Annotated in this window: 21 protein-coding genes and 2 pseudogenes; 14 read left to right on the top strand and 9 right to left on the bottom strand. The window is 52.3% G+C overall.

Annotated elements, in window-relative coordinates:
• Positions 1-18 precede the first annotated feature (18 nt).
• The 4 genes from BA6348_RS16455 (at position 19) to BA6348_RS16440 (ending at position 3,486) form a co-directional block, all read left to right on the top strand.
• Positions 19-510: a YajQ family cyclic di-GMP-binding protein gene (locus tag BA6348_RS16455; protein WP_005834584.1), complete on the top strand. Its 492-nt coding sequence runs from the start codon at positions 19-21 to the stop codon at positions 508-510.
• Between the two features lie 93 nt (positions 511-603).
• On the top strand, positions 604-1,086 hold the full coding sequence (locus BA6348_RS16450; protein ID WP_005834582.1) for a hypothetical protein: 483 nt from the start codon (positions 604-606) through the stop codon (positions 1,084-1,086).
• Positions 1,087-1,205: 119 nt separating this feature from the next.
• On the top strand, positions 1,206-2,864 hold the full coding sequence (locus BA6348_RS16445) for an AMP-binding protein (RefSeq protein ID WP_005834580.1): 1,659 nt from the start codon (positions 1,206-1,208) through the stop codon (positions 2,862-2,864).
• Positions 2,865-2,973: 109 nt separating this feature from the next.
• Positions 2,974-3,486, top strand: coding sequence for a GNAT family N-acetyltransferase (locus BA6348_RS16440; protein ID WP_025845614.1), 513 nt, complete (start codon positions 2,974-2,976; stop codon positions 3,484-3,486).
• A 228-nt stretch (positions 3,487-3,714) separates the two neighbouring features.
• Here the strand turns inward: BA6348_RS16440 and leuD are convergent, their stop codons facing one another.
• Positions 3,715-4,308: a 3-isopropylmalate dehydratase small subunit gene (leuD, locus tag BA6348_RS16435; protein WP_122953159.1), complete on the bottom strand. Its 594-nt coding sequence runs from the start codon at positions 4,306-4,308 to the stop codon at positions 3,715-3,717.
• Positions 4,305-5,735: a 3-isopropylmalate dehydratase large subunit gene (gene leuC, locus BA6348_RS16430; RefSeq protein ID WP_025845610.1), complete on the bottom strand. Its 1,431-nt coding sequence runs from the start codon at positions 5,733-5,735 to the stop codon at positions 4,305-4,307. The genes leuD and leuC overlap by 4 nt, the downstream gene beginning before the upstream one ends.
• A 115-nt stretch (positions 5,736-5,850) precedes the next feature.
• Between leuC and BA6348_RS16425 the strand changes: the two genes are divergently transcribed.
• The 4 genes from BA6348_RS16425 to BA6348_RS16410 all read left to right on the top strand — a co-directional run bounded on the left by BA6348_RS16425 (position 5,851) and on the right by BA6348_RS16410 (position 9,295).
• A complete protein-coding gene (locus BA6348_RS16425) occupies positions 5,851-6,738 on the top strand; it encodes a LysR family transcriptional regulator (RefSeq protein ID WP_007785346.1) in 888 nt (295 codons plus the stop codon).
• A 93-nt stretch (positions 6,739-6,831) separates the two neighbouring features.
• Complete coding sequence (locus BA6348_RS16420) at positions 6,832-7,179, top strand: thioredoxin family protein (RefSeq protein ID WP_005834571.1); 348 nt, start codon at positions 6,832-6,834, stop codon at positions 7,177-7,179.
• A 29-nt stretch (positions 7,180-7,208) separates the two neighbouring features.
• Positions 7,209-8,117: an RluA family pseudouridine synthase gene (locus tag BA6348_RS16415; RefSeq protein WP_007785344.1), complete on the top strand. Its 909-nt coding sequence runs from the start codon at positions 7,209-7,211 to the stop codon at positions 8,115-8,117.
• 59 nt (positions 8,118-8,176) lie between these two features.
• The gene (locus BA6348_RS16410) at positions 8,177-9,295 is read left to right on the top strand and encodes a YheC/YheD family endospore coat-associated protein (RefSeq protein ID WP_122953160.1); all 1,119 of its coding nucleotides are present in this window, start codon (positions 8,177-8,179) and stop codon (positions 9,293-9,295) included.
• A gap of 124 nt (positions 9,296-9,419) precedes the next feature.
• Here the strand turns inward: BA6348_RS16410 and BA6348_RS16405 are convergent, their stop codons facing one another.
• The 3 genes and pseudogenes from BA6348_RS16405 to BA6348_RS27030 all read right to left on the bottom strand — a co-directional run.
• On the bottom strand, positions 9,420-10,379 hold the full coding sequence (locus tag BA6348_RS16405; protein WP_005834566.1) for a carbon-nitrogen hydrolase family protein: 960 nt from the start codon (positions 10,377-10,379) through the stop codon (positions 9,420-9,422).
• A 457-nt stretch (positions 10,380-10,836) separates the two neighbouring features.
• A pseudogene (locus BA6348_RS16400) lies at positions 10,837-11,727 on the bottom strand (aminotransferase-like domain-containing protein); the annotation flags it as partial.
• A gap of 43 nt (positions 11,728-11,770) precedes the next feature.
• A pseudogene (locus BA6348_RS27030) lies at positions 11,771-11,860 on the bottom strand (IS3 family transposase); the annotation flags it as partial.
• Positions 11,861-12,168: 308 nt separating this feature from the next.
• Between BA6348_RS27030 and BA6348_RS16390 the strand changes: the two are divergent.
• A complete protein-coding gene (locus tag BA6348_RS16390) occupies positions 12,169-12,609 on the top strand; it encodes a hypothetical protein (RefSeq protein WP_100228564.1) in 441 nt (146 codons plus the stop codon).
• A gap of 861 nt (positions 12,610-13,470) precedes the next feature.
• Entirely contained in the window at positions 13,471-14,664 is a 1,194-nt protein-coding gene (locus BA6348_RS16385; protein ID WP_007787630.1) for a transposase, read from the top strand.
• Positions 14,665-15,149: 485 nt separating this feature from the next.
• Here BA6348_RS16385 and BA6348_RS16380 read toward each other — a convergent pair whose 3' ends face one another.
• Entirely contained in the window at positions 15,150-15,599 is a 450-nt protein-coding gene (locus BA6348_RS16380) for an NUDIX hydrolase (RefSeq protein ID WP_242507365.1), read from the bottom strand.
• An 86-nt stretch (positions 15,600-15,685) separates the two neighbouring features.
• The gene (locus BA6348_RS16375) at positions 15,686-16,138 is read right to left on the bottom strand and encodes a GNAT family N-acetyltransferase (RefSeq protein WP_122953446.1); all 453 of its coding nucleotides are present in this window, start codon (positions 16,136-16,138) and stop codon (positions 15,686-15,688) included.
• 278 nt (positions 16,139-16,416) lie between these two features.
• Here BA6348_RS16375 and BA6348_RS16370 point away from each other — a divergent pair, with 278 nt between their 5' ends.
• The 4 genes from BA6348_RS16370 (at position 16,417) to BA6348_RS16360 (ending at position 19,753) form a co-directional block, all read left to right on the top strand.
• Positions 16,417-17,784: a D-serine ammonia-lyase gene (locus BA6348_RS16370; protein ID WP_026557108.1), complete on the top strand. Its 1,368-nt coding sequence runs from the start codon at positions 16,417-16,419 to the stop codon at positions 17,782-17,784.
• Positions 17,785-18,119: 335 nt separating this feature from the next.
• The gene (locus tag BA6348_RS16365) at positions 18,120-18,776 is read left to right on the top strand and encodes a helix-turn-helix transcriptional regulator (protein ID WP_005833544.1); all 657 of its coding nucleotides are present in this window, start codon (positions 18,120-18,122) and stop codon (positions 18,774-18,776) included.
• A 215-nt stretch (positions 18,777-18,991) separates the two neighbouring features.
• Positions 18,992-19,150 carry a hypothetical protein gene (locus BA6348_RS26795; protein ID WP_005833543.1) on the top strand — a complete coding sequence of 53 codons (159 nt, stop codon included), beginning with the start codon at positions 18,992-18,994 and terminating at the stop codon, positions 19,148-19,150.
• Positions 19,151-19,303: 153 nt separating this feature from the next.
• Positions 19,304-19,753 carry a hypothetical protein gene (locus BA6348_RS16360; protein WP_005833542.1) on the top strand — a complete coding sequence of 150 codons (450 nt, stop codon included), beginning with the start codon at positions 19,304-19,306 and terminating at the stop codon, positions 19,751-19,753.
• 134 nt (positions 19,754-19,887) lie between these two features.
• On the opposite strand, the gene BA6348_RS26790 is transcribed toward BA6348_RS16360, so the two are convergent.
• Positions 19,888-20,058: a hypothetical protein gene (locus tag BA6348_RS26790; RefSeq protein ID WP_157797561.1), complete on the bottom strand. Its 171-nt coding sequence runs from the start codon at positions 20,056-20,058 to the stop codon at positions 19,888-19,890.
• Positions 20,059-20,187: 129 nt separating this feature from the next.
• Positions 20,188-20,664 carry a GNAT family N-acetyltransferase gene (locus BA6348_RS16355; RefSeq protein ID WP_122953445.1) on the bottom strand — a complete coding sequence of 159 codons (477 nt, stop codon included), beginning with the start codon at positions 20,662-20,664 and terminating at the stop codon, positions 20,188-20,190.
• Positions 20,665-20,713: the final 49 nt, after the last annotated feature.

Here is a 20,713-nt window from a genome sequence, read left to right as displayed (position 1 = left end):
GCGAAGGAGGAACTACGCATGAGCAAGGAAAGCTCGTTTGACATCGTTTCGAAAGTAGACTTGGCCGAAGTGAACAACGCCATTCAAACCGCCTTGAAGGAGATCGAGAACCGCTTCGATTTCAAGGGGAGCAAGAGCAGCATCAAACTGGAAAAGGACGAGCTCGTCCTCGTTTCCGACGACGACTTCAAGCTTAGCCAGGTCAAGGACATTTTGCTGGGCAAGCTGGTCAAGCGCGACGTGCCGATCAAAAATTTGGACTACGGAAAAGTCGAGCCGGCAGCGGGCGGCACCGTGCGCCAACGGGTGAAGCTGGTGCAGGGCATCGACAAGGACAACGCCAAAAAGATCAACGGCATTATTAAGGATGCCGGCCTGAAGGTGAAGACGCAAATTCAGGACGATCAAATTCGCGTGACAGGCAAAAGCAAGGATGATCTGCAGCAAGTCATCAGTGCGATTCGCAAGGCGGATTTGCCGCTCGAGGTGCAATTTATCAACTACCGCTGACGGCTATAGCAAAGTTTTGCTTCTACCTCTCTTTCCTCTCGCATATGCATGTACAAATAAGTGACAAGCACTTGCGAAAGGGAGAGTAGAGACATGAAGGTCTTTATTATCAGTATGCGCAATCTCATTTTGGGCGGAATCGTCTTTCTGGTTGTTCTGGTGGCGGGCATCGTGCTATTGGTCAAAGATCCGTTGCACGTCTCTGACTCCTATCGTCCAGGTGACACGAGTGTTCCGGCCACGACCAATGCCAGTGCTCCGTTGACCCAGCCGGAAGGGGCAGCCAAGCCGTCGTTGAACATGGATATACAGGTGGATGGAACGACAGCGGAAGTATCGCTTTTGACGCAAAACTTCGAGTTCGTGCAGGAAAACGGCGAGCTTGGGCAAACGCCGGTGTATGGAAAAGGCCACGCCCATCTGTACCTCGATGGCGAGTCCAAAGGAATGATCTACCATCCGGAGTTCATGCTGAAAAAGTTGCCGAAGGGCGAGCATGAGATTCGCGTCGAGCTGAACTACAGCAACCATCTGCCGTACAAGGTGGAAGCGACGCAAAAAATTGTCGTGAAGTAAACGGGAAGCGTTCCGATTGGGGGACGCTTTTCTTTTTTCTATCGAGAAGGAATATGATGGGAAGGAACGAATCCTAGTTAATAAAGATGGAATAGTCTGAATGTTTTGGAGGTGCTTGTATGCTGCGAATGATTACGATTGGCAACTTGCTGGATGAGGCAGCCAGACTGTATCGGGACAAGGAAGCGTTGGTCTATCAGGAGCGATCGCTCCGCTATTCGTTCGCCCAGTTTCAGGAGGTGTGCAACCGGGCGGCACGAGGCTTCATGTCGCTCGGGATTCAAAAAGGCGAAAACATCGCCATCTGGGCCACCAATGTACCGGAGTGGGTCATTTCGCAATTTGCGACGGCCAAGATGGGCGGGGTGCTGGTGACGGTCAACACGAGCTATCGCGTTCACGAGCTGGAATATTTGCTGCGCCAGTCGGAGTCGACGACATTGCTTTTGATCGACGGCTATCGCGACGCCAACTACCTGGAGATGATCCGGGAAATTTGTCCGGAGCTTGCGACGTGCGAGCCCGGCGCTCTCGTGTCCAAGCGGTTGCCGAACTTGCGAAATGTCGTCTACTTGGGCGAAGAGCGCCAGCCCGGCATGTTTTTATGGAAAGACTTGCTGGAGCGAGCCGAGCTGGTCAGCGAGGAAGAACAGCGTTTGCGCCAGGAGTCGCTGTCTTTCGATGACGTCATCAACATGCAGTACACGTCCGGCACGACAGGCTTTCCGAAAGGCGTCATGCTGTCCCACGTCAACATCGTCAACAACGCGATCAAGGTCGCGGAATGTCAGGGACTGGGGGTAGACGATCGCGTCTGCATCCCGGTGCCGTTTTTCCACTGCTTCGGCTGCGTGATGGGCACGCTCGCCTGCGTTGCGACGGGAGCGACGATGGTTCCGGTCATCGCCTTTGATCCGGGGCTGGTGCTGTCGATTGTCGAAGCCGAGCGCTGCACGGCGCTGTACGGGGTGCCAACGATGTTCATCGCGGAGCTGAACCATCCGACTTTTGAACAGCGCGACCTCAGCTCGCTGCGCACGGGCATTATGGCCGGGTCCTTGTGCCCGATCGAGGTGATGAAAAAAGTCGTGGACAAAATGGGCATTCGCGACATTACGATCGCCTACGGACAGACCGAGTCTTCGCCTGTCATCACCCAGACGCGGCCGGAGGATTCCATCGAGCGCAAGGTATCGACCGTCGGCCGGCTGCACGAAGGGGTCGAGGCGAAAATCATCAACCCCGCTACGGGAGAGATTGTCCCCCCTGGTGTACAGGGCGAACTGTGCACGCGCGGGTATTTGGTGATGAAAGGCTACTACAACATGCCGGACCAGACGGCAAAGGCGATCGACGAAGAGGGCTGGCTGCATACCGGAGACTTGGCGACCGTAGACGAGGAAGGGTATTACCGGATTACAGGCAGGCTGAAGGACATGATTATTCGCGGCGGCGAAAACATCTACCCGCGCGAAGTCGAGGAGTTTTTGTACACTCATCCGAAAATATTAGACGTCCAGATCGTCGGCGTGCCGGATGCCAAATACGGCGAGCAGGTGCTGGCCTGCATCCGCGTCAAGCCGGGAGAGACATTGACCGAGGAGGAAGTGCTGGCATACTGCGAAGGAAAAATCGCCCGCTTCAAGACGCCGCGCTACATTCAGTTTGTGGACGAATACCCGATGACGGCGTCCGGCAAAATTCAAAAATTCAAGCTGCGTGAACAGGCGCTGGCGACGTTTGGCCTCACAGATCCCGCCCAGACCGAGCTAGCGTAAGCAAACGAAGCGCCAGGATATTTTCCTGGCGTTTTGTTGTGGCAATCCTTTACAACCTAGCAACTCTTTACTATGATGAGTGGAAATGCTAGGAGAGGGGAAGCAAAAGATGGAAGTTCGACGATTGGGACCAGAGGATACAGAAGCGTTCGTCAAAGTAAGGTTGGAAGGGCTGCAAACCGACCCGGACGCGTTCGGCGCCACCTATGAAGAGGAAATCAAGCGCCCGATGGCCGAATGGCAGGAACGGCTTTCCCAGGGGCCTGAGGGCGACAGCGGCTATTTCGGCGCTTTTGTCGGGGGCGAGCTGGCGGGCATCATCGGCTATTTCCGGCACCGCGGACTGAAAGCGAGACACAAAGCTTCCGTCGTATCCATGTACGTCCGCGAAGCGCATCGCGGAACAGGTGTTGCGGCCGCGCTGATGCAAGAAGAGCTGGCCTATTTGAGACAGCGGGGCGACATCGACCAGGTACAGCTTGCCGTTGTCACGACAAACCCCGGCGCGGTGCGCTTTTACGAAAAAATGGGCTTTTTGCCGTACGGCTTGGAAAAACGGGCGTTGAAAACAGGGGAGCGCTACGTCGACGAGACGCATATGTACATGCTGTTGCACGATTGACAGTTGCCGTACGTGATGACGGCACGCCGAAGCGGCCGCGCGGGTCGCATGGCCCCGTGCATGTGACAGTCTCCCCCCATCGGTTGGTGGAGGCGGGGGGATGCGAACCTCCGTCCGACCTTGGTGCCCCATCGGGGGAAAACAGCGGATCCAAGCAAAAAAGCGAAGGCATGAACAGCTTGCATGCCTTCGCTTCGCTATGAGACGGACTTTTTTTCGTGGGCCAGCTTAACGAGCTTGACGGCTTGCCTCGTAAGCGGCGATTTTGTCTTCGTACTGCAACGTGATGCCGATATCGTCGAGGCCGTTCAGCAGGCAGTAGCGGCGATACGGATCGACCTCGAACGGGTAGGACAGACCTTCGCTGTCGCGCACTACCTGCTCCTTAAGGTCAATGGTCAGCTCGTAATTTTCGCGGCTTTGCGCGCGCTGGAACAGTTCATCTACCTGTTCTTCGCTGAGCTTGATCGGCAGGATGCCGTTTTTGAAGCAGTTGTTGTAAAAAATGTCCGCAAACGACGGAGCGATCACACAGCGGAAGCCGTAGTCCAGCAAGGCCCAGGGAGCGTGCTCGCGCGACGAGCCGCAGCCGAAGTTGTTGCGAGCGAGCAGCACGGTCGAATCTTTGTACGCTGGCGTGTTCAAAATAAACGAGTCAATCGGCGTGCCATCGGCCGCAAAGCGCCATTCGTAGAACAAAAACTGGCCAAAGCCGCTGCGTTCGATGCGCTTGAGGAACTGTTTCGGGATGATGGCGTCTGTATCTACGTTGACACGGTCCAATGGTGCGACCAGTCCGGTATGGACGACAAATGGGTTCATTGGAATACCTCCTTGCTTACGCTCTCTCTTTTCCATTCACGTACGTCTACGAAGTGGCCTGCAATCGCTGCCGCTGCCGCCATTTCCGGGCTGACCAGGTGCGTGCGTCCGCCGCGGCCCTGGCGGCCTTCGAAGTTGCGGTTGGAGGTAGAAGCGCAGCGCTCTCCTTCCGACAGGACATCCGGGTTCATCGCGAGGCACATGGAACAGCCGGATTCGCGCCAGTCAAAGCCGGCTTCCTGGAAGATGAGGTGCAAGCCTTCTTCTTCTGCCAACTGCTTGACAGCCTGGGAACCAGGGACGACCATGGCGTGCACGTTAGGGGAGACTTTGCGTCCTTTTGCCACTTCCGCTGCTTTGCGCAAGTCTTCGATCCGACCGTTTGTACAGGAGCCGATGAAGACGCGGTCGATCTTGATTTCGCTCATCGGCGTGCCTGGAGCCAAATCCATGTAGGCGAGCGCGTCTTGAGCCGCTTTGCGTTGTGCCGCTGTTTCAAAAGACTCGGGGTCTGGAACGGTGCTGGTAATGTTGGTGCCCATGCCAGGGCTTGTTCCCCAGGTCACTTGCGGCGCGATGGTAGCCGCGTCGATTTCGACACAGGTGTCGTAGGTTGCGCCTTCATCGGTGCACAGTTGCTTCCACGCTTCTACGGCTGCGAGGAAATCTTCGCCTTGCGGAACGTAGCGTCTGCCTTTCAGGTAGTCGAACGTCGTCTGGTCCGGAGCGATCAGCCCGGCGCGTGCTCCACCCTCGATCGTCATGTTGCAGACGGTCATGCGCTCTTCCATCGTCAGCTTGCGGATGGCTTCGCCCGTATATTCCACGACATAGCCGGTAGCAAAATCAGTTCCGTATTTTGCGATAATCGCCAAAATTAAGTCTTTTGCGCTGACGCCAAAGGGCAGCTCGCCGTTCACGCGGACTTCCATCGTTTTTGGCTTCAACTGCGGCAGACACTGTGTCGCGAGAACGTGTTCGACCTCGCTCGTTCCGATTCCGAAGGCGAGAGCGCCGAAAGCACCGTGCGTAGAAGTGTGGCTGTCGCCGCACACGATCGTTTTGCCGGGGTGGGTCAGGCCAAGCTCCGGGCCGATGACGTGGACGATCCCTTGGTCCGGGCTGTTCAGGTCAGCGAGCGTAATGCCAAATTCGCGGCAGTTTTCGGTCAGCGTCTCCATTTGCTGGCGGGAGATCGGGTCTTTGACATTGAAGCGGTCCGCTGTCGGCACGTTGTGGTCCATGGTGGCAAAAGTCAGCTCAGGACGGCGTACTTTGCGGCCAGCCAGGCGGAGTCCTTCAAACGCCTGCGGGGAAGTGACCTCGTGCACCAGGTGCAGGTCGATGTACAACAAGGTCGGCTTGCCGGCTTCCTCGTGAATCACGTGATTGTCCCAAATCTTTTCAAACATCGTGCGGGGTTTCATCAATGATTTCCTCCTTCGTGCGAAAACTCTTAACAAGGTTGTATCATGGCAAAGGAAATAGTTCAAAGATATAATAATTATGAGAAGGATAGCTTTTGCCTATCGGGAGGTTTTTATGGAGTTACGACAGATTCGTTATGTGCTTGCGGTTGCGGAGGAACGCAGCTTTTCGCGGGCAGCCAACCGTTTGCATCTGGCTCAGCCGTCGCTTAGCCAGCAGATTGCCAAACTGGAAAAAATACTCGGGGTCAGCCTGTTCCATCGTTTGCCCCAGCATGTGGAGCTGACGGATGCGGGCCAACGGTTCGTGCAGGTCGCGCAAACGCTCGTGGACATGTCCGAAGGGCTGGAGCGGGAGATGCGCGCTTATGCGGTCGGAGAGAGCGGACGGCTTTTGGTAGGCAGCCTGCCGATTACAGGCGCGTATGTGCTGCCGCGCGTACTGCCGACGTTTACCAAGCAGTTCCCGGGAGTCGAACTGCAACTGATGGAGGAAACGTCCAGCCATCTGGAGCAATTGCTCGTGCGGGGCAAAATAGATGTCAGCCTGCTGACGATGCCGATCAGCGATCCTTCGCTTGCGATCATCCCGGCCATCAATGAAGAAATTTTTCTCGCGGTTCCACCGCAGCATCCTTTGGCGGGCAAAAAGGAGGTAGACCTGGCGGAGATTGCGGATCAACCGTTTATTTTGCTCAAGGAAGGCCAAGGCTTTAGGACGATCTCTCTGCGGCTGTGCGAGCAGGCTGGCTTCCGTCCGCGCATCGTGTTTGAGAGCACCAACATCCAGACAGTCCAGTCGCTCGTGGCGGCGGGGATGGGGCTGTCGTTTGCGCCGAAAATGATTACGCTCGCGCCGGGCACGCTGGAGCCGCCTGTTTACGTGCGGCTTGCGACAAGGCCGTATCGGACGCTCGTCGTCGCCTATCGCAAGGACAAGCCGCTGTCTCGCCCGGCAGAAGCGTTTGTGCGATGTTTGGTGGAGCAGGGCGGCGCCCTGTAGCTTACAGGAGAAGTGTCGGCCTCGTGCGACAAACGCGCATTTTTTGTGCTACACTATTGCCAAATCATTCTAGGTAGGAAGGAAGATCCCGAAATGAGAGAAATCAAGACAGAAGCAGAATTTGAACAGGCGATTGCTTCCAGCAAGCCCGTTGTGGTGAAGTTTTTCACCGATTGGTGCCCGGATTGCCACCGGATTGATCCGTTCATGCCGGAAGTCGAAGAAAAGTATAAAGACCAGTTGGACATGGTTGCGGTCAATCGCGATACGCTGCCAGACCTGTCGCAGAAATACGATGTGTTCGGAATCCCCAGCTTCATCGCGTTCAGCCAGGGCAAAGAACTGATCCGCTTCGTCAGCAAGCTCGGAAAAAGCCGCGAGGAGATCGAGCATTTTCTCGACCGCGCCGTTCAGGTGAATAGCGGACTCACAGAGGCGTGACAGCACGAACACAAGGCAGGAGATTGACCATGCGATCGATGAAAAAGGAAGGAGAATGGCTCGTTGCCCGCTTGCAGGCGGACGACGACGCCATCCCGATCGGGAACCTGCTGCGCGAGGTGTGGAAGTTGCCGCGCAAGCAGGTCCATCTTTTGTTTCAGCATAAAGAAGTGCTCGTAGACGGCGCACCTGTCGCCCAGCATGTGCCGGTAAGAGAGGGGCAAGAGATTCGCCTGCGAATGTGTCCGCCGGAGCCGCTGGGGCTTGCGCCTGCCAGCGAGTCGCTGCAAGTGTTGTATGAAGACGACCATCTGTTAATCGTAAACAAGCCTTCGGGCATGCTGTTGCATCCAACCGAGCCGCACCATCATCTGACGCTGGACCATCTGGTGTCGGGGCATTTTTTCCGGACGGGGTTGCAAGCGAAGGTGCGCCACGTCCACAGGCTCGATCAGGATACGTCCGGGGTGGTGCTGTACGCCAAGCACGCCTGGGCGTCTGCCTTGCTGGACGAAATGCTGCGCGAACGCAAAATCAAGCGGACGTATATCGCCTTCGTCTCGGGGCAAATGGCCAAGGGCAGCGGAAAGATCAACGAGCCAATCGGCAAGGACAGGTATCATGCGACACGCAGACGAGTGGCTCCAAACGGCGACCCCGCGATCACCCATTACGAGGTCAAGGAGCGCTACAAGACCGCGACAAAGGTGGAGTGCAGGCTGGAGACGGGACGGACGCACCAGATTCGCGTCCACATGAGCCATCTCGGCCATCCGCTGCTCGGCGACGAGCTGTACGGCGGCAAGCGCGATCTGGTCAAAAGACAGGCGCTGCACGCGGCCGTTCTCACGCTTGCGCATCCGTTTGGAGGCGAAGCCGTGGAAGCGTACGCGCCGCTTCCGCTCGATCTGCTCGCCTTGGAAAAGAAGCTGCGATAAGCGCCATTTGCCCCGCTGCTGAATAAACTGCCAAGGAGGAAACGAGAGAGGGTGGAAGAATGAAACGACCCACAATCGGCATCTTGACTTGGCGGGAGGGCAAACGCTTCGCAGAGCCGACCTATTTCCGGCGACTGCTCAAGGCAGGACAAGAACTGGGCTGCACCGTTTTTTTGTTTTCGCCCAAGGATGTACTGGCCTCGGGCAAGCAGGTGAGAGGATACGTCCTGGATGCGCAGGGCAAATGGCAAGGACGCCTGTTCCCTCGCCCGGACGCCGTGTTCGACCGCTACCGCTATACGCCGACGCAAGCGTTCAAAGACTACGTCGCTTTTCGCCGCACCAGCGATTTTTTATACGCAAACAATCGGTTGGCAAACAAGTGGCGCGTCCACGAAGTGCTGCACCGCGATCCGCGCATGCATCGCTGGTTGCCGGAAACTGTGTTATATAACAGAAAAAACCTCGTCCAAATGCTGGGCAAACATTCGTTTCTGTACGTCAAGCCGCTGAACGGGACGGGCGGGCGCAATCTTTTTTCCATCGAGAAGCGCGGGGGCGGCTATCGGCTGCTGGGACGCGACAAGCAGCGGGCGAAGGTCCAGAGCTTTTTCACGGACATTTCCGCCGTCCAGCGCTGGGCCGATCGCTGGACGCGACAGGAAAAGTTTATCGTCCAGCAGGGGCTGCATCTGCAACTGGTGCCATCGCGCGCCGTGGACATGCGGCTGTTGATCCAGAAAACCGGGCAAGGCGAGTGGAGCATCACCGGGCATGGCATCCGTGTGGGCGGGGAGCGCAGCGCGACCTCGAACCTGCACGGGGGAGGCAAGGCGGTTCCGGTGTTTAATTTCTTGCGCCCGCGCTTCGGCGAGGACCACGCTGCCCGGATTGTCCGCGACTGCGAGGAGCTGGCCTATCAGACAGCGTTGACGCTGGAGGAACATTTTGGCCGCATGGTCGAGTTTGGGCTGGATATCGGGATTGACGTGGATGGACGCGCCTGGCTGATCGAAGTGAACCCAAAGCCCGCGCGGGAAATTTTTCGCGAGATGGGCGCGACCGAGCAGTACAGACAGGCGATCCGGCGGCCGCTGGAGTACGCGCTCTATTTGGTAAAAACGCAGGGGCGCGAAGGACGGGAGCCTTTTTTGAAGCGTAAAGTGGCAAGTCGGTAGGGAAGACGGAAGAGAAGGAAACAGCCGAGCTGAGAAAGCATCGGCTGTTTGGTGTGCGTGTGGGGGGAGGCAGTAGGAAGTTTTTGGGAGAAATCTCCAAAAATTCTTTCCAAACAGTATGCCGTCACTCATCCATTTTTGAAACCCGAACAATGTCCTGTTTTTGACGATTGACGATTAATTGGAATACATCAGGACGACTGTAATGGCCTACCACATCGAAATCATATCGGCTTTGCGTGACCAAGGAAAGATCCAGATTTGCAATCAGAATGCCTTCCTGATTATAAAGAGGTTCCACAATATATTCCCCAAGTGGTCCAACGATGGCGCTGCCCCCTCTGCATAAAATGTCGGGGTCCTGCCTAATGTCATCGTAACAAGCCAAGTCTGTCGGATACGTATCTTTAGTCACGAACTGGTTGCAGGAAATAACAAAGCAACGCCCTTCACAGGCAATATGCTGTATAGTGGCCTGCCAGGTGTCTCGGGCATCTGCCGTAGGAGTAATAAAGATGTCAATCCCTTGAGCGTACATGGCTGTTCGAGCAAGCGGCATGTAATTTTCCCAGCAAATCAAACCGCCAATTCTTCCGAAGGGAGTATCGATGACCGTTAGCGTGCTTCCATCCCCTTGCCCCCATAACAGTCGCTCAGAACCTGTTGGCACGAGTTTTCTGTGTTTGCCCAGAACATTCCCGTCCGGGCCTATATACACAATGGAATTGTATAAAGTTCCTCTACTGAATTCCCGATCCCGTTCCACGACGCCTATAGCTAGATAGACTCCGGTCTCTCTGGCAAGCTCACCTAGAAGCTCCGTTTCTACGCCAGGTACGTCAATCGAATTTTCCCAGTATCGTTCCCAGTCACTTCGTCCAGCGGTATTCCGGCTCCCGACACGTGTACCAAAGTATAACCCTCTCGGATAACCCGGCAAGAAAACTTCCGGAAAGACAACTAAATTCGCTCCTTTTCCAGCAGCTTCCTTCGTCATCCTTACAATTTTGTCCAAGGATGATTGCTTGTTAAAAAGAATAGGTGCGGATTGGACAACTGCTACACATATAGCTCTTCTATTCATTTTAGTAAGTTCCCCTTATTTTTAAATTTTTTCAGAGTAATAATGGGAAAGCGTTGCAATCATGGCATCCATTCGTTTTCATGGGCTAATATTCGCCTGAGCCCTTCCTCCTTCCATGCTTCGGCCCGCCAATATCCTTCTTTAATCTCCAGATAATAACCGTTGTTTCTAGCAAATTCGAAATGCAGTAACAACTCAGGCTGAGCACCCTCTGGTCGTTTGAGCATTTTGATCTTGGATTCTTTTTTGTCTTAAATAGTCAAGTACGATCACTCCTCAATGAATCCCGACTTGCTATCTATGATAAAAGAAAAAGTATGAAAACAAACCATCCAATGTTATATCGATTAAACCATCCACTGCAATCACAACCTACCTGTTCAACAAAGCGATAAAGAAAATGGCTGCTACCTGCCAGTAGAAAACCTGCTTTTGGGCAGCCCTTGCTTATGAGATATCATTTGCCTTTTTTGAAACTACGTAATGCATCTGCAAAGCGAGAAATTGCTTCATGTATATGTTCTTCCTTAGCTCGGCCGAATGTAAAGCGAGCATATCCTTTCTGTGTCCCGAACACACTTCCAGGTACATAAACAACTCCTCTTTTGATTGCCTCCTTAAATAATTGTTGTTCGCTAACGTCTTCCTTCACTTTGCACCAGATATGAATGCCTCCCTCAGGTATTAGAAACTCTACCTGGTCATCAAGTTGGTCATATAACGAGAAAACGATTTTGTCTCTATTCAATGCGAGTGAGTCACGAAGCTTGTGCATATGTATCGAGAAATCCTCAGACGATAAAAACTGGGTTGCGATCCATTCAGGAATAATGCTATGTCCAAAATCGATTTGTTGTTTTGCATCCGCCAAGCGTTCAATTACTGTTTGTGGGCCAAAAATCCATCCGATTCGCAATCCTGACGCGACGATTTTGCTTAGAGAACTGACGTAGAGAACGGTACCATTTTGGTCCATGGATTTTAACGTTGAAACATGTGTTTTATCAAAAGCAGTTAAACTATATGGATCATCCTCAATAATCGGTATTCCGTAGTAAGACGAAATTTCCAGTACCCTTCTTCTACGTTCCAGGTCGAGTAACGACCCATTGGGATTTTGAAAATTGGGGTTAAGAAATACCATTTTTATGCGATGCTGCTTATGCAATTGCACGATATCATCCGGATTAATCCCATGATTATCAGCAGGTAACAAAAAGGGTCTTAGTCCAGCTGATTTAAATAAGGGCAGCGAATAGCAATATGAAGGATCTTCAATCGCAACTGCATCCCCTGGTTGAAGCAAGCACTGGACAATTAAATATAGAGCCTGCTGTGCTCCAGAGGTGGATTGTCAACAGCAAATCAGACAATTTTTTTAGGGCTTCTTGGCGATACTGAACAGGCGTCATGTAGTCTAAGGTTTCGTGAATGCGATGCTTGTTAAACCAGTTCACGTAATCGTATAATTCCAGCTCCAGATGACGGAGATTCTGCGAGTTCATCTGATTCACAAACTCTGTTTCTGAGGTAAAGGTACGTCGTCGTTGTTTTGGCATTGTAGAGTTCCGCTCCGTAACATGATAGGTTTATTCTCCAAGCCCTTATTTTTCTATCCAATTTAGTGTAGCTGATCCACTTTTTTCATTAAACAAGTGTGCATCGGCCTTGCGCTAAACTTTCATTTTTTAGCCAGAGTGAGCGTTTTTTATCTGATGAAAAATCCAACTTTTGGATGTATAATCAAACTAATTACTGCAAAAAAATCGTGAAAATGCTGGGGGTAGTCATGAAACCTGTAAAACTAGTAGCAATTGGTGGTAAATACTCCTCAAATTTATTTGATGGGAAGTTATATCATTCAATCGAAGTAAATTTGAGCCCATTTGAGCTGGAAGGAAATGAATGTATAGATAACCCAATACATACAAAGATCAGTATTGATTTTCGTGAATTGCCAGGTGTTCGGAGTTGGAGGGATTTGGAGAATAAGGCTTACGAGTTTACCGACGTCGCTTTCGAGGATTACGAAGTTCCTATGCCTGATGCGTCAATTTATTTGTCCTATTACCATAGTCCAGTCTGCGTTACTAACATGGAATTCGGGGAGAGAACGGATCGCTCCATAAGAATGTCGATGAAATGTGAAGTGGATTTTGAGAACGAAGTACATGGTATTCAGTCTTATGAACTTTCCTGTCTACTTGAGATTGAGGATTACGTTGGATGATTATAAAGAGACTTAAATCATTCGTAATTTTCTATTTAACGTAATTAATCAAGATGTTTCTGGAGAGAAATTATTATTCCCTCACAAAATTGAATACAATAAAAAACAAGCTAAGAATAACAGAAGAATTGAAAAGGCTGCCTAAGTTTTAACGGCAGCTTTTGGTTAGTTAACTGGATTCGATAGTTGAAGATAGTAGTGCCAAATATTCAAGCCCCGAAATTTGATTTGAGTCATCCCCCCTTATCTTGTCAAGCTGTATCTTCACCCTTATCCATTTGGATAACATCTGTGAATGCTAATCAAAAAGTTGACCATTTTTGGAGCAAACGCTCATCTTCGAGTTGACCACCTACGATGCTTTTTTTCACACAAAGTAGCATTTTATTTCCTGCACCAAGGATCGTCAAGGATAAAGGGTAAACCCCTTGCTACGCAAGCCCTTGACGATCCTTGGCTCAGTAAAAACATTTGCAATTAGGTGTGAAAATGATGACGTGTGCTCAAACTGTCAGGTGGGTAACTTTATGATGAGCAAAGTGGTCAACATTTTGGTGAGCGTTCACAAACATCCTTGGAGAATGGATATGGAAAGGTAGTAATATCAAGAATTATTTACTCGATAGTGCTGAATTTAATCGACCGAATCATGGAATCGATAACTTTTTCGTATGTTTCATATTTCGTTTGTTCACCTGTATAAGTGAACATAAATCATTTTCCATTTTTAAAAATGAGCATTTTGCAGAAATCTGAGCCCTTGAGACACAAGGATTTCTAGGGATAAAAAAGGGACTTCACCCCAATTTGGAGAAGTTTTTCGGTGACCAAACCAAAAACGCCCAAAAGGAGGAAGTCACCTTGTATATTCTTCAAGAAAGTCTGTTTTCCTTCGAGGAACTGCAAAAACTTGAATCCAAAGAACGATTGCCTATCTTTTTCAGCGCTCTTGACCTACGTCCTTACGCCAAAGAACTGAGAAGCCGTTCCCCCCGAGGCGCTGACGGTCACTGCAGACAAGGAATCCTTCGGGCTTTGCTTGCAGCTCCGCTTGAGAATATCAGTACGTTCACTGGCCTACATCGCCGGCTGGATATGGATCTTCGTTTTCGCTATCGATGCGGACTTCGGCTTGATCGGAAAGCTCCTTCCGTGGCAACGTTGAGCCGCGTCTTTGCCGAGCTTACGAGCAAAGACCTGGTCAAGCGACTTTTTGAGGATCTGGTCACACGCTGCAAGCAAGAAGGCATCGTCGATGGAAGTCATGTGGCCATCGATAGTGCCGCGATCCATGCCTACGAGAAGAAACAGCCGAAACGTAAAAGCGAGCTCACAGGCAATGCAAACTGGGGTGCCAAGTTCGACTCCTTCGGCAATAAGGTGAAGTGGTTTGGCTACAAGCTTCATCTCGCCGTCGATACCAAAAGCGAACTGCCGATGGCGCTCGCCGTGACACCGGCTCATGTCCATGACGGCGATATGGCGCCAGATCTGATGGAACAAGTCGCGGCAAAAACCAAAGTCAGCTTCTTTGTCCTCGATGCTGGGTACGACCAACTAAAAAACTATGAGGCTGCCCGGAATTTGAAAGCACAGGCGATCATCCCGATGAATCTTCGCAATGAGAAAGAGCCGCCTGCCGGCATGACATCAAACGGAACGCCTTGCTGCTCCATGGGTTTTCCGATGACCTATTGGGGAGCGGATGGCGATGTTCTGAAATTCCGCTGTCCCCATGCTACAGGCAAGGTAGACTGCCCGCTCGGAATGGCCGCTTGTTCGTCTTCCAATTATGGGATGGTCGTTAAGGTGGATACAACCAGTGATCTGCGCCGCTACTCCACACCGCATCGGGAGAGCAAGCGTTGGAAAGAACTGTACAACGAAAGAACTAGCGTGGAACGATGCAATTCCCGCTTGAAAACCTATCTAACAGCCGATGCGATGCACGTTTGGGGAATTCAGAAAGTCACAACGCACCAGTACCTTAACGCCATTGTATTGCTGGCTTCTGCACTAGCCATGGTTAAGCATTCAAGCAAAGCCGCAGCTTAAATTTTTCAGCATAGACGAAAATTCTGCAGGTCTGCCCATTTTTCCAAAGCCATCACATCACGACATTGAAACCAACCACAGGCCATATAAATCTGTTGTCTTTTTCTCGAAAATGGAATTATGCAAAGTGCTCAAATAGCAACTTGTATCATATCAAGTTGAAAAGAGCCAATATCTTTTACATTAATGGAGATGTTTTCGATAAATTCATCATTCTCATGTTCTTTTTTTTGACTTAAACCTAACAAGACAAGTTGGATCATTTATCAATCTCAAGTTCAGGTGTGTATTGGAGGGTTATCCCGAATTCAGGATTTGAATACTCTTTATATTTGGGGGTATCAGTTTCCTCTGGATTTGAAGGTGAGCAGCCAAGGATGCCCAAAGTAATAGCTAAGAACAAACCTGGTTTTAGCTTAAGCAAGCAAATTCGTCTTCAGCGATAGTATAGGGATATTCTACCATCTAGGCTGTGGTTAAGGGAATCAACCAAACAGGTATGGAGATAATTCCAGAAGCGAAACCCGCTCGTAGTCAATCACCCGGCCGCCTTCATATGTAAATGCGTGCTCGACAGGCTCGTCGTTTTCCAACATATACGGTAAAAAACGCGGGACATTTTCCGCAATTCCTTCGTTGTCCGGGTGCAAGATCCAGTCCAGCGTCACCCAGTCCAGAATGCCTTCCTCGACTCGCCGGGGCGTGTCAAAACGCTCCCATGCATCCGGCAGCTCGGCTACGAAAGCGTACATTCCGCCAAGTACCGTCCTGTCGAGCTTCCACGAGACGATTCCTTTGTAGCGGGCGGAGGTCAACGGAATGCCGGTTTCTTCGAATACTTCGCGGAGAACGCAGGCAAGCGGTGACTCGTTTGGTGCGAGCTTGCCGCCGACGCCGTTCCAGCGGCCCATCAATGGCGGTTTGCGCCGATTCAACAGCAGAAACTCGTTTTGATGCATAAGAAAACAGATTGTGTATGTATACATGGGAATCCTTTCTGATATGGCGATATGCGCAGTATTCAAATATCTTGGGAGAATCGGACCATATCGGTCAATGGAATGCCGTTTTCGATGATCGCTTCTTCGTAATGGCGGAGAAAAAAGTCGCGGTCGATCCAGGTCATGCGAAACCCGCATTTCTGGTAAAGGGCGAGCTGATTCAGGCTGGAATTGCCTGTGCCGACCTCGATCGTTTTGTATCCGGACGCCTTTGCCACCTCGATGGCGTGCAAAACGAGTTGTTTGCCGATGCCTTTTCCTTGATGAGCTTCATCCACCGCAATATTGACCAGCTCGATCGTGTCCGGGCGGGTAGGGATCAGGACGTAGACCCCGACGACGGCCGCGTCCTGGACGGCGACATAGCACTGCCCCCTTTTCAGGTAGTCTTCCACCAATTTTGGCGAAGGATCTGCAAGCAATAGCAGGGGCATGGGGGCCTCCTCGTGCGGAGCCAGCTTTCTGATTTCCATTTTGTTCTCTCCTTTTGGCTGGGGTTTAGTCTGCTTTTGCAGCACAGACCTGCCAGCTTCCAGCCGTTGCTTGCTATTGGCAAGCTTTGTATTTGTGCTATTATAACAATCGTTAAAAAAGTTTGCAAAATGTGCCAATCGCGATACGGATACGGGCGAGCTGGTAAAATATGTACAGTCACGATGCGATGCGAACGAGCAAGTATACCACACCAGTCGCATCACCGGGCGAACAAGCAACCTGACGAGCAGCAGGAACAAAAATGGAGGCGATTGCGATGGAAAACAGTGTGAAAGTAGCAGGAAAATCAATCGAGCAGTGGAAGCGGGAGTATCCGTTATTGTCCGAAATGATGGCGACGAAAGAAGTATTTTGGACAAATCCGGGCTATGCCCCCATCGCCCGTGCGGCTCTGTCGGTTACGGCCGATGAGGTGCGCGAGGCGGAGGAACGTTTGCGCCGATTCGCGCCTTTCATTCAACGCGCATTTCCGGAAACGGCCGAGGCAGGCGGACTGATCGAGTCGCCGCTCGTCTCCATCGGCAAAATGCAAAGCGAACTGGCGGCCCGCTTCGCACAGGAAATTCCGGGGCGGCTCCTGCTGAAGTGCGATAGCCACCTGCCAATCGCAGGCTCTATCAAGGCGAGAGGCGGCATCTACGAGGTTCTCGCCCATGCGGAGGAATTGGCCGACAAGCACGGTCTGCTGCCTGTTGACGGGGACTACGCCGTGTTTGCCTCTGATTCGTATCGCGAGTTGTTTTCCCGCTACTCCATCGCTGTAGGGTCGACGGGCAATCTCGGGCTGAGCATCGGTGTGATGAGCGCGAAGCTCGGCTTTCAGGTGACGGTACATATGTCCGCCGATGCGAAAGCGTGGAAAAAGGAGCTGCTCCGCGCTAAGGGCGTGCAGGTGCTCGAATACCAGTCCGACTACGGCAAAGCGGTGGAAGAGGGCAGAAAACAGGCGGAAGCCGATCCGCAGTGCTATTTTATTGACGATGAAAACTCCCAGCGGCTGTTTCTCGGCTACGCCGTGGCCGCTGAACGAGTGAAAAAGCAACTGGAGGAACAGCAGGTTGTGGTCGACAGCGAGCATCCGCTCTTTGTGTACTTGCCGTGCGGGGTAGGCGGCGGCCCGGGCGGCGTCGCCTACGGCTTGAAGCTCGTCTACGGCGATCACGTCCACTGCTTTTTTGCGGAGCCGACACATTCGCCTTGTATGCTGCTCGGCCTGATGACTGGCCTGCATGACCAGGTAGCCGTGCAAGACTTTGGCATCGACAACAGGACAGAAGCGGACGGACTGGCCGTGGGGCGGCCTTCCCGTTTCGTCGGCAAGGTGATGGAATCGCTGCTCAGCGGCGTTTACACCGTGGCTGACGAGGAGTTGTACCGGCTGCTGCGGGCGCTGCGCGACAGCGAGTCTGTGCGGCTGGAGCCGTCTGCTCTCGCTGGCATGCCGGGGCCAGTCCGCCTGCTTTCGACCGAGGCGGGGCAGCGCTACATCGAGCAGCAAGGGCTTGCCGACAAACTGGCAAACGCGACCCATATCGTCTGGGCGACCGGAGGCAGCATGGTTCCGGCGCACATCCAGGAAGCGTATTATGCCAAAGGCATGCAGTACGACCAACGCAACATCTAGTCGCGCAACAGAGCGCCGTCGGTCTGGGGGATCGGCGGCGGTTCTTTTTGAGTTTTTTTAGCTGCAAGTTTGTAGAAAAAAGTATAAACTTAGAAAGAAAAAACGAAGAGGCTCTCGTATATAATTTTTTCTCGGCGCTTCTTTCCGCAAAGGACCAATAGCCCAGGAAGTGTGGAAGATTCATCTTTTTGCGGCTGTCTACCCAGTTCGATAAGAAAATCTCTTTTTTCGAATTTCATAGAAAAAATTATGCTATTACCTTGAAAAAATATACATGCAAATAAAATGAGGGCTAACAAGCCGCAACGCCAGCATGGACGAAAGGAGCGGGAAGCATGGGGAAATACGGGGAGGAATTAAAGCGTTACATTCCGATTGCGGACGCCATGGCCCAGACTTTCGGGAAGAACTGCGAGGTTGTAATTCACGATTTAAGCTCGCCGCAATCTTCGGTTATTTACGCAGCCAACAACCATGTAACAGGAAGGGCTATCGGCCAGTCGTTCCATCAGCTCATCACACAGGTGCTTTTGTCCCAAAAGCTGCAAAATGACGTCGTAGCCAATTACCGGACCGAGACGGAGGACGGGCGGACGATCAAGTCGACGACTGCCCTGATCCGCAATGCCGAAGGGGAAGCGATCGGCGCTTTTTGCATCAACATCGACATCCAGCCGCTTGTCAGCACACGGGAGTTTATCGAGGACTTCATCCGCATGGGCGGGGAGCCGCTGGAGCGCGAAGGAGCGGAAGTTGTGCAAAACGTGTGGGAGATCGTGGAAAAGCTGATTGCCCAGACGATCTCCGAGAAAGACGTGGAGAAAATCGACAAAAACGAAAAGCTGCAAATCGTCCAGTTCATGGACCAAAAAGGCGTGTTTTTAATTAAAGGCGCACTGGAGAAGGTGGCGGCCGAATTGAAAATTTCCAAGGTGACGTTGTACAGCTATCTCGATGAGCTGCGCAAAAGCCAAAAGCCGGAGCAAGACTGACCCGATGAAGCTGATCGGAAATAGCGCGGACGAACTGGTCACGCCGCTCTGCCCAGTGTTCTGAACCGCATGGAGTACAAGTTGCTACAGAGGCAGTCGCTCTAATGCAGAAGGGGCTGCTCTCCGGCCTGCGATCAAGCCGCATACGATGTTCGGATATTGCCCACAGGCAGATCGCGATTGCCGAGCGGCGGGAATAACCGTGGCACAGTACCGTGGCACAGCTCGGTGAAGGCATGGCCGCCCTTGAGCTGACAGACATTTTTATCGCGAAGAAAATCACCGGGAAGCAAAAGCTGGCAAGGCTTGCGACGCATGCCGCTTCGCGGTTTTTACGCCCGGGGGCAGGACTCTTGGCCCGGATTGTCGAATGATGTTAAGGCTTGGGAAGGCCAGGCAAACATGTCCGTCCGCACATCATGCGGCGGTTTTTTCTACTTTTCCAAAACAATCGCCATTTTCTCGCCGGTTGTTGATTAACGACCGCCCATTTTTGGCGAGAATGGGATGGTGAAGGAGGGGTGAGGATGGAGCAAGTTCTTCAACTCGTAAAAGATTACTGGCCCGTCGCGGTTTGTATCATCGTGGTGATTTTGGCGGCACAATGGGTCGTGCGCAGCCTGATCCGGATCATTTCGCTCGCTGCCATTATCGGCGTGGTGCTGGTGCTGTTTTTCCAGTTCAGCCCGGAGGAAGTCATTCAGATGGGGCGGCAAGCGGTGGTGGCAACCCAGGAAGTGGTGGACAAGACGATCACCCCTGTGCTGGACAGCGAACTGAAGGATGCCGACATTACGTTTCAGCCGGATGGCAGCTATGAAGTCAAGACGGCCAGCATTCGCATCGTGGGCAAAAAGGGAGAGACGAAGGCTACTGTCTACTACAAGGACGAAAAATGGGAAGTAGACATCGGCCAACTCGGCAAGCTGTTCCAGGACAGACTGGGCAAAGCGGAACAAGAAACGACGACGATGTAAAAAAACGCATGAACCTGTAGCGGTTCGATGCGTTTTTTTATGGGCTGCTGGAGCAGGAGAAGACGTCTTTTGCGCCACGAGCGGAAAAGCTGTCCGTACGCCGCTCTCCGCTCGCGTCGAAATCTTCGATGCGATCAGCTTTTCCACCAATAGCCGCTCCAGTAGATCACGCCACTGATGACAACGAGGGAAAGAAAAAAGACAAGGCGAGTTCGCCATTTGCCCATCGCAGGCTCCAAAAGCACCTCCGCCCCCGCCCAGGCAAACAGCAAAACCGCTACCAACACGTTGGAGACTACAGCCATAATTTTTTCCCTCCTGTGCAAGCAGACTCGTTCTCTCGGATATCCGATTGGAAGATACTAGAAGTTTCAGCGTAGCGGGAAAATCGGCGCGCAGCACACGGTCACGCCTGTTGCTGCATCCCGGCTCATTCAAGCTTCTCGCCGCATGATAAACTCTTCAACCTCGCTGCCGCGCGCAGCGGAAAACCCTTTGTCCTCCCCAACGGTCTGAAAACCGCACTTTTGCAGGACGCGAATCGAGCCGACATTGTCCTTGGCGACGCGGGCGTAGACGGGACGAGCGGGGATGAGCTGCAAAAATGTTTGCAGCACCGTCGTCGCGATGCCCTTGCCCCAGTATTCCGTTCCGAGCCAGTAGCCGACGGAAGGATGGCCGAATTGCTCGAAGTGCACGATGTAACCAGCGATCTTTTCATCCGCAAGCACGGTCATTTTGTGAATGGATTCATCTGCCAACAGCTTGTTCCAATGCGCTGCAAACGGTTCGCGGTCGCTCGGGTTCTTGGCCGTGAAGGCGGCCATGCGGTTTGCTTCCGGGTCAAGCTGTTGGGCGTAAAATGTGGGCAAATCGTCTGCTGTTGTCGGACGTAAACGAATGTGGCTCAAGGCAAAAGTCCTCCGATTCATTTGTCGGCTGTTTGGTTGAGAGGAAAGC

The organism is Brevibacillus agri, assembly GCF_004117055.1.
GTDB classification, from domain to species: Bacteria; Bacillota; Bacilli; order Brevibacillales; family Brevibacillaceae; genus Brevibacillus; species Brevibacillus agri.
Note: the sequence above shows the minus strand (reverse complement) of the source record. Positions and strands in the feature narration are given on the sequence as shown.

Coding starts and splice junctions, on each gene's coding strand:
- BA6348_RS16455 (WP_005834584.1), top strand. CDS start 19: ATGAGCAAGGAAAGCTCGTTTGACATCGTTTCGAAAGTAGACTTGGCC.
- BA6348_RS16450 (WP_005834582.1), top strand. CDS start 604: ATGAAGGTCTTTATTATCAGTATGCGCAATCTCATTTTGGGCGGAATC.
- BA6348_RS16445 (WP_005834580.1), top strand. CDS start 1,206: ATGCTGCGAATGATTACGATTGGCAACTTGCTGGATGAGGCAGCCAGA.
- BA6348_RS16440 (WP_025845614.1), top strand. CDS start 2,974: ATGGAAGTTCGACGATTGGGACCAGAGGATACAGAAGCGTTCGTCAAA.
- leuD (WP_122953159.1), bottom strand. CDS start 4,308: ATGAACCCATTTGTCGTCCATACCGGACTGGTCGCACCATTGGACCGT.
- leuC (WP_025845610.1), bottom strand. CDS start 5,735: ATGAAACCCCGCACGATGTTTGAAAAGATTTGGGACAATCACGTGATT.
- BA6348_RS16425 (WP_007785346.1), top strand. CDS start 5,851: ATGGAGTTACGACAGATTCGTTATGTGCTTGCGGTTGCGGAGGAACGC.
- BA6348_RS16420 (WP_005834571.1), top strand. CDS start 6,832: ATGAGAGAAATCAAGACAGAAGCAGAATTTGAACAGGCGATTGCTTCC.
- BA6348_RS16415 (WP_007785344.1), top strand. CDS start 7,209: ATGCGATCGATGAAAAAGGAAGGAGAATGGCTCGTTGCCCGCTTGCAG.
- BA6348_RS16410 (WP_122953160.1), top strand. CDS start 8,177: ATGAAACGACCCACAATCGGCATCTTGACTTGGCGGGAGGGCAAACGC.
- BA6348_RS16405 (WP_005834566.1), bottom strand. CDS start 10,379: ATGAATAGAAGAGCTATATGTGTAGCAGTTGTCCAATCCGCACCTATT.
- BA6348_RS16390 (WP_100228564.1), top strand. CDS start 12,169: ATGAAACCTGTAAAACTAGTAGCAATTGGTGGTAAATACTCCTCAAAT.
- BA6348_RS16375 (WP_122953446.1), bottom strand. CDS start 16,138: ATGGAAATCAGAAAGCTGGCTCCGCACGAGGAGGCCCCCATGCCCCTG.
- BA6348_RS16370 (WP_026557108.1), top strand. CDS start 16,417: ATGGAAAACAGTGTGAAAGTAGCAGGAAAATCAATCGAGCAGTGGAAG.
- BA6348_RS16365 (WP_005833544.1), top strand. CDS start 18,120: ATGGGGAAATACGGGGAGGAATTAAAGCGTTACATTCCGATTGCGGAC.
- BA6348_RS16360 (WP_005833542.1), top strand. CDS start 19,304: ATGGAGCAAGTTCTTCAACTCGTAAAAGATTACTGGCCCGTCGCGGTT.
- BA6348_RS26790 (WP_157797561.1), bottom strand. CDS start 20,058: ATGGCTGTAGTCTCCAACGTGTTGGTAGCGGTTTTGCTGTTTGCCTGG.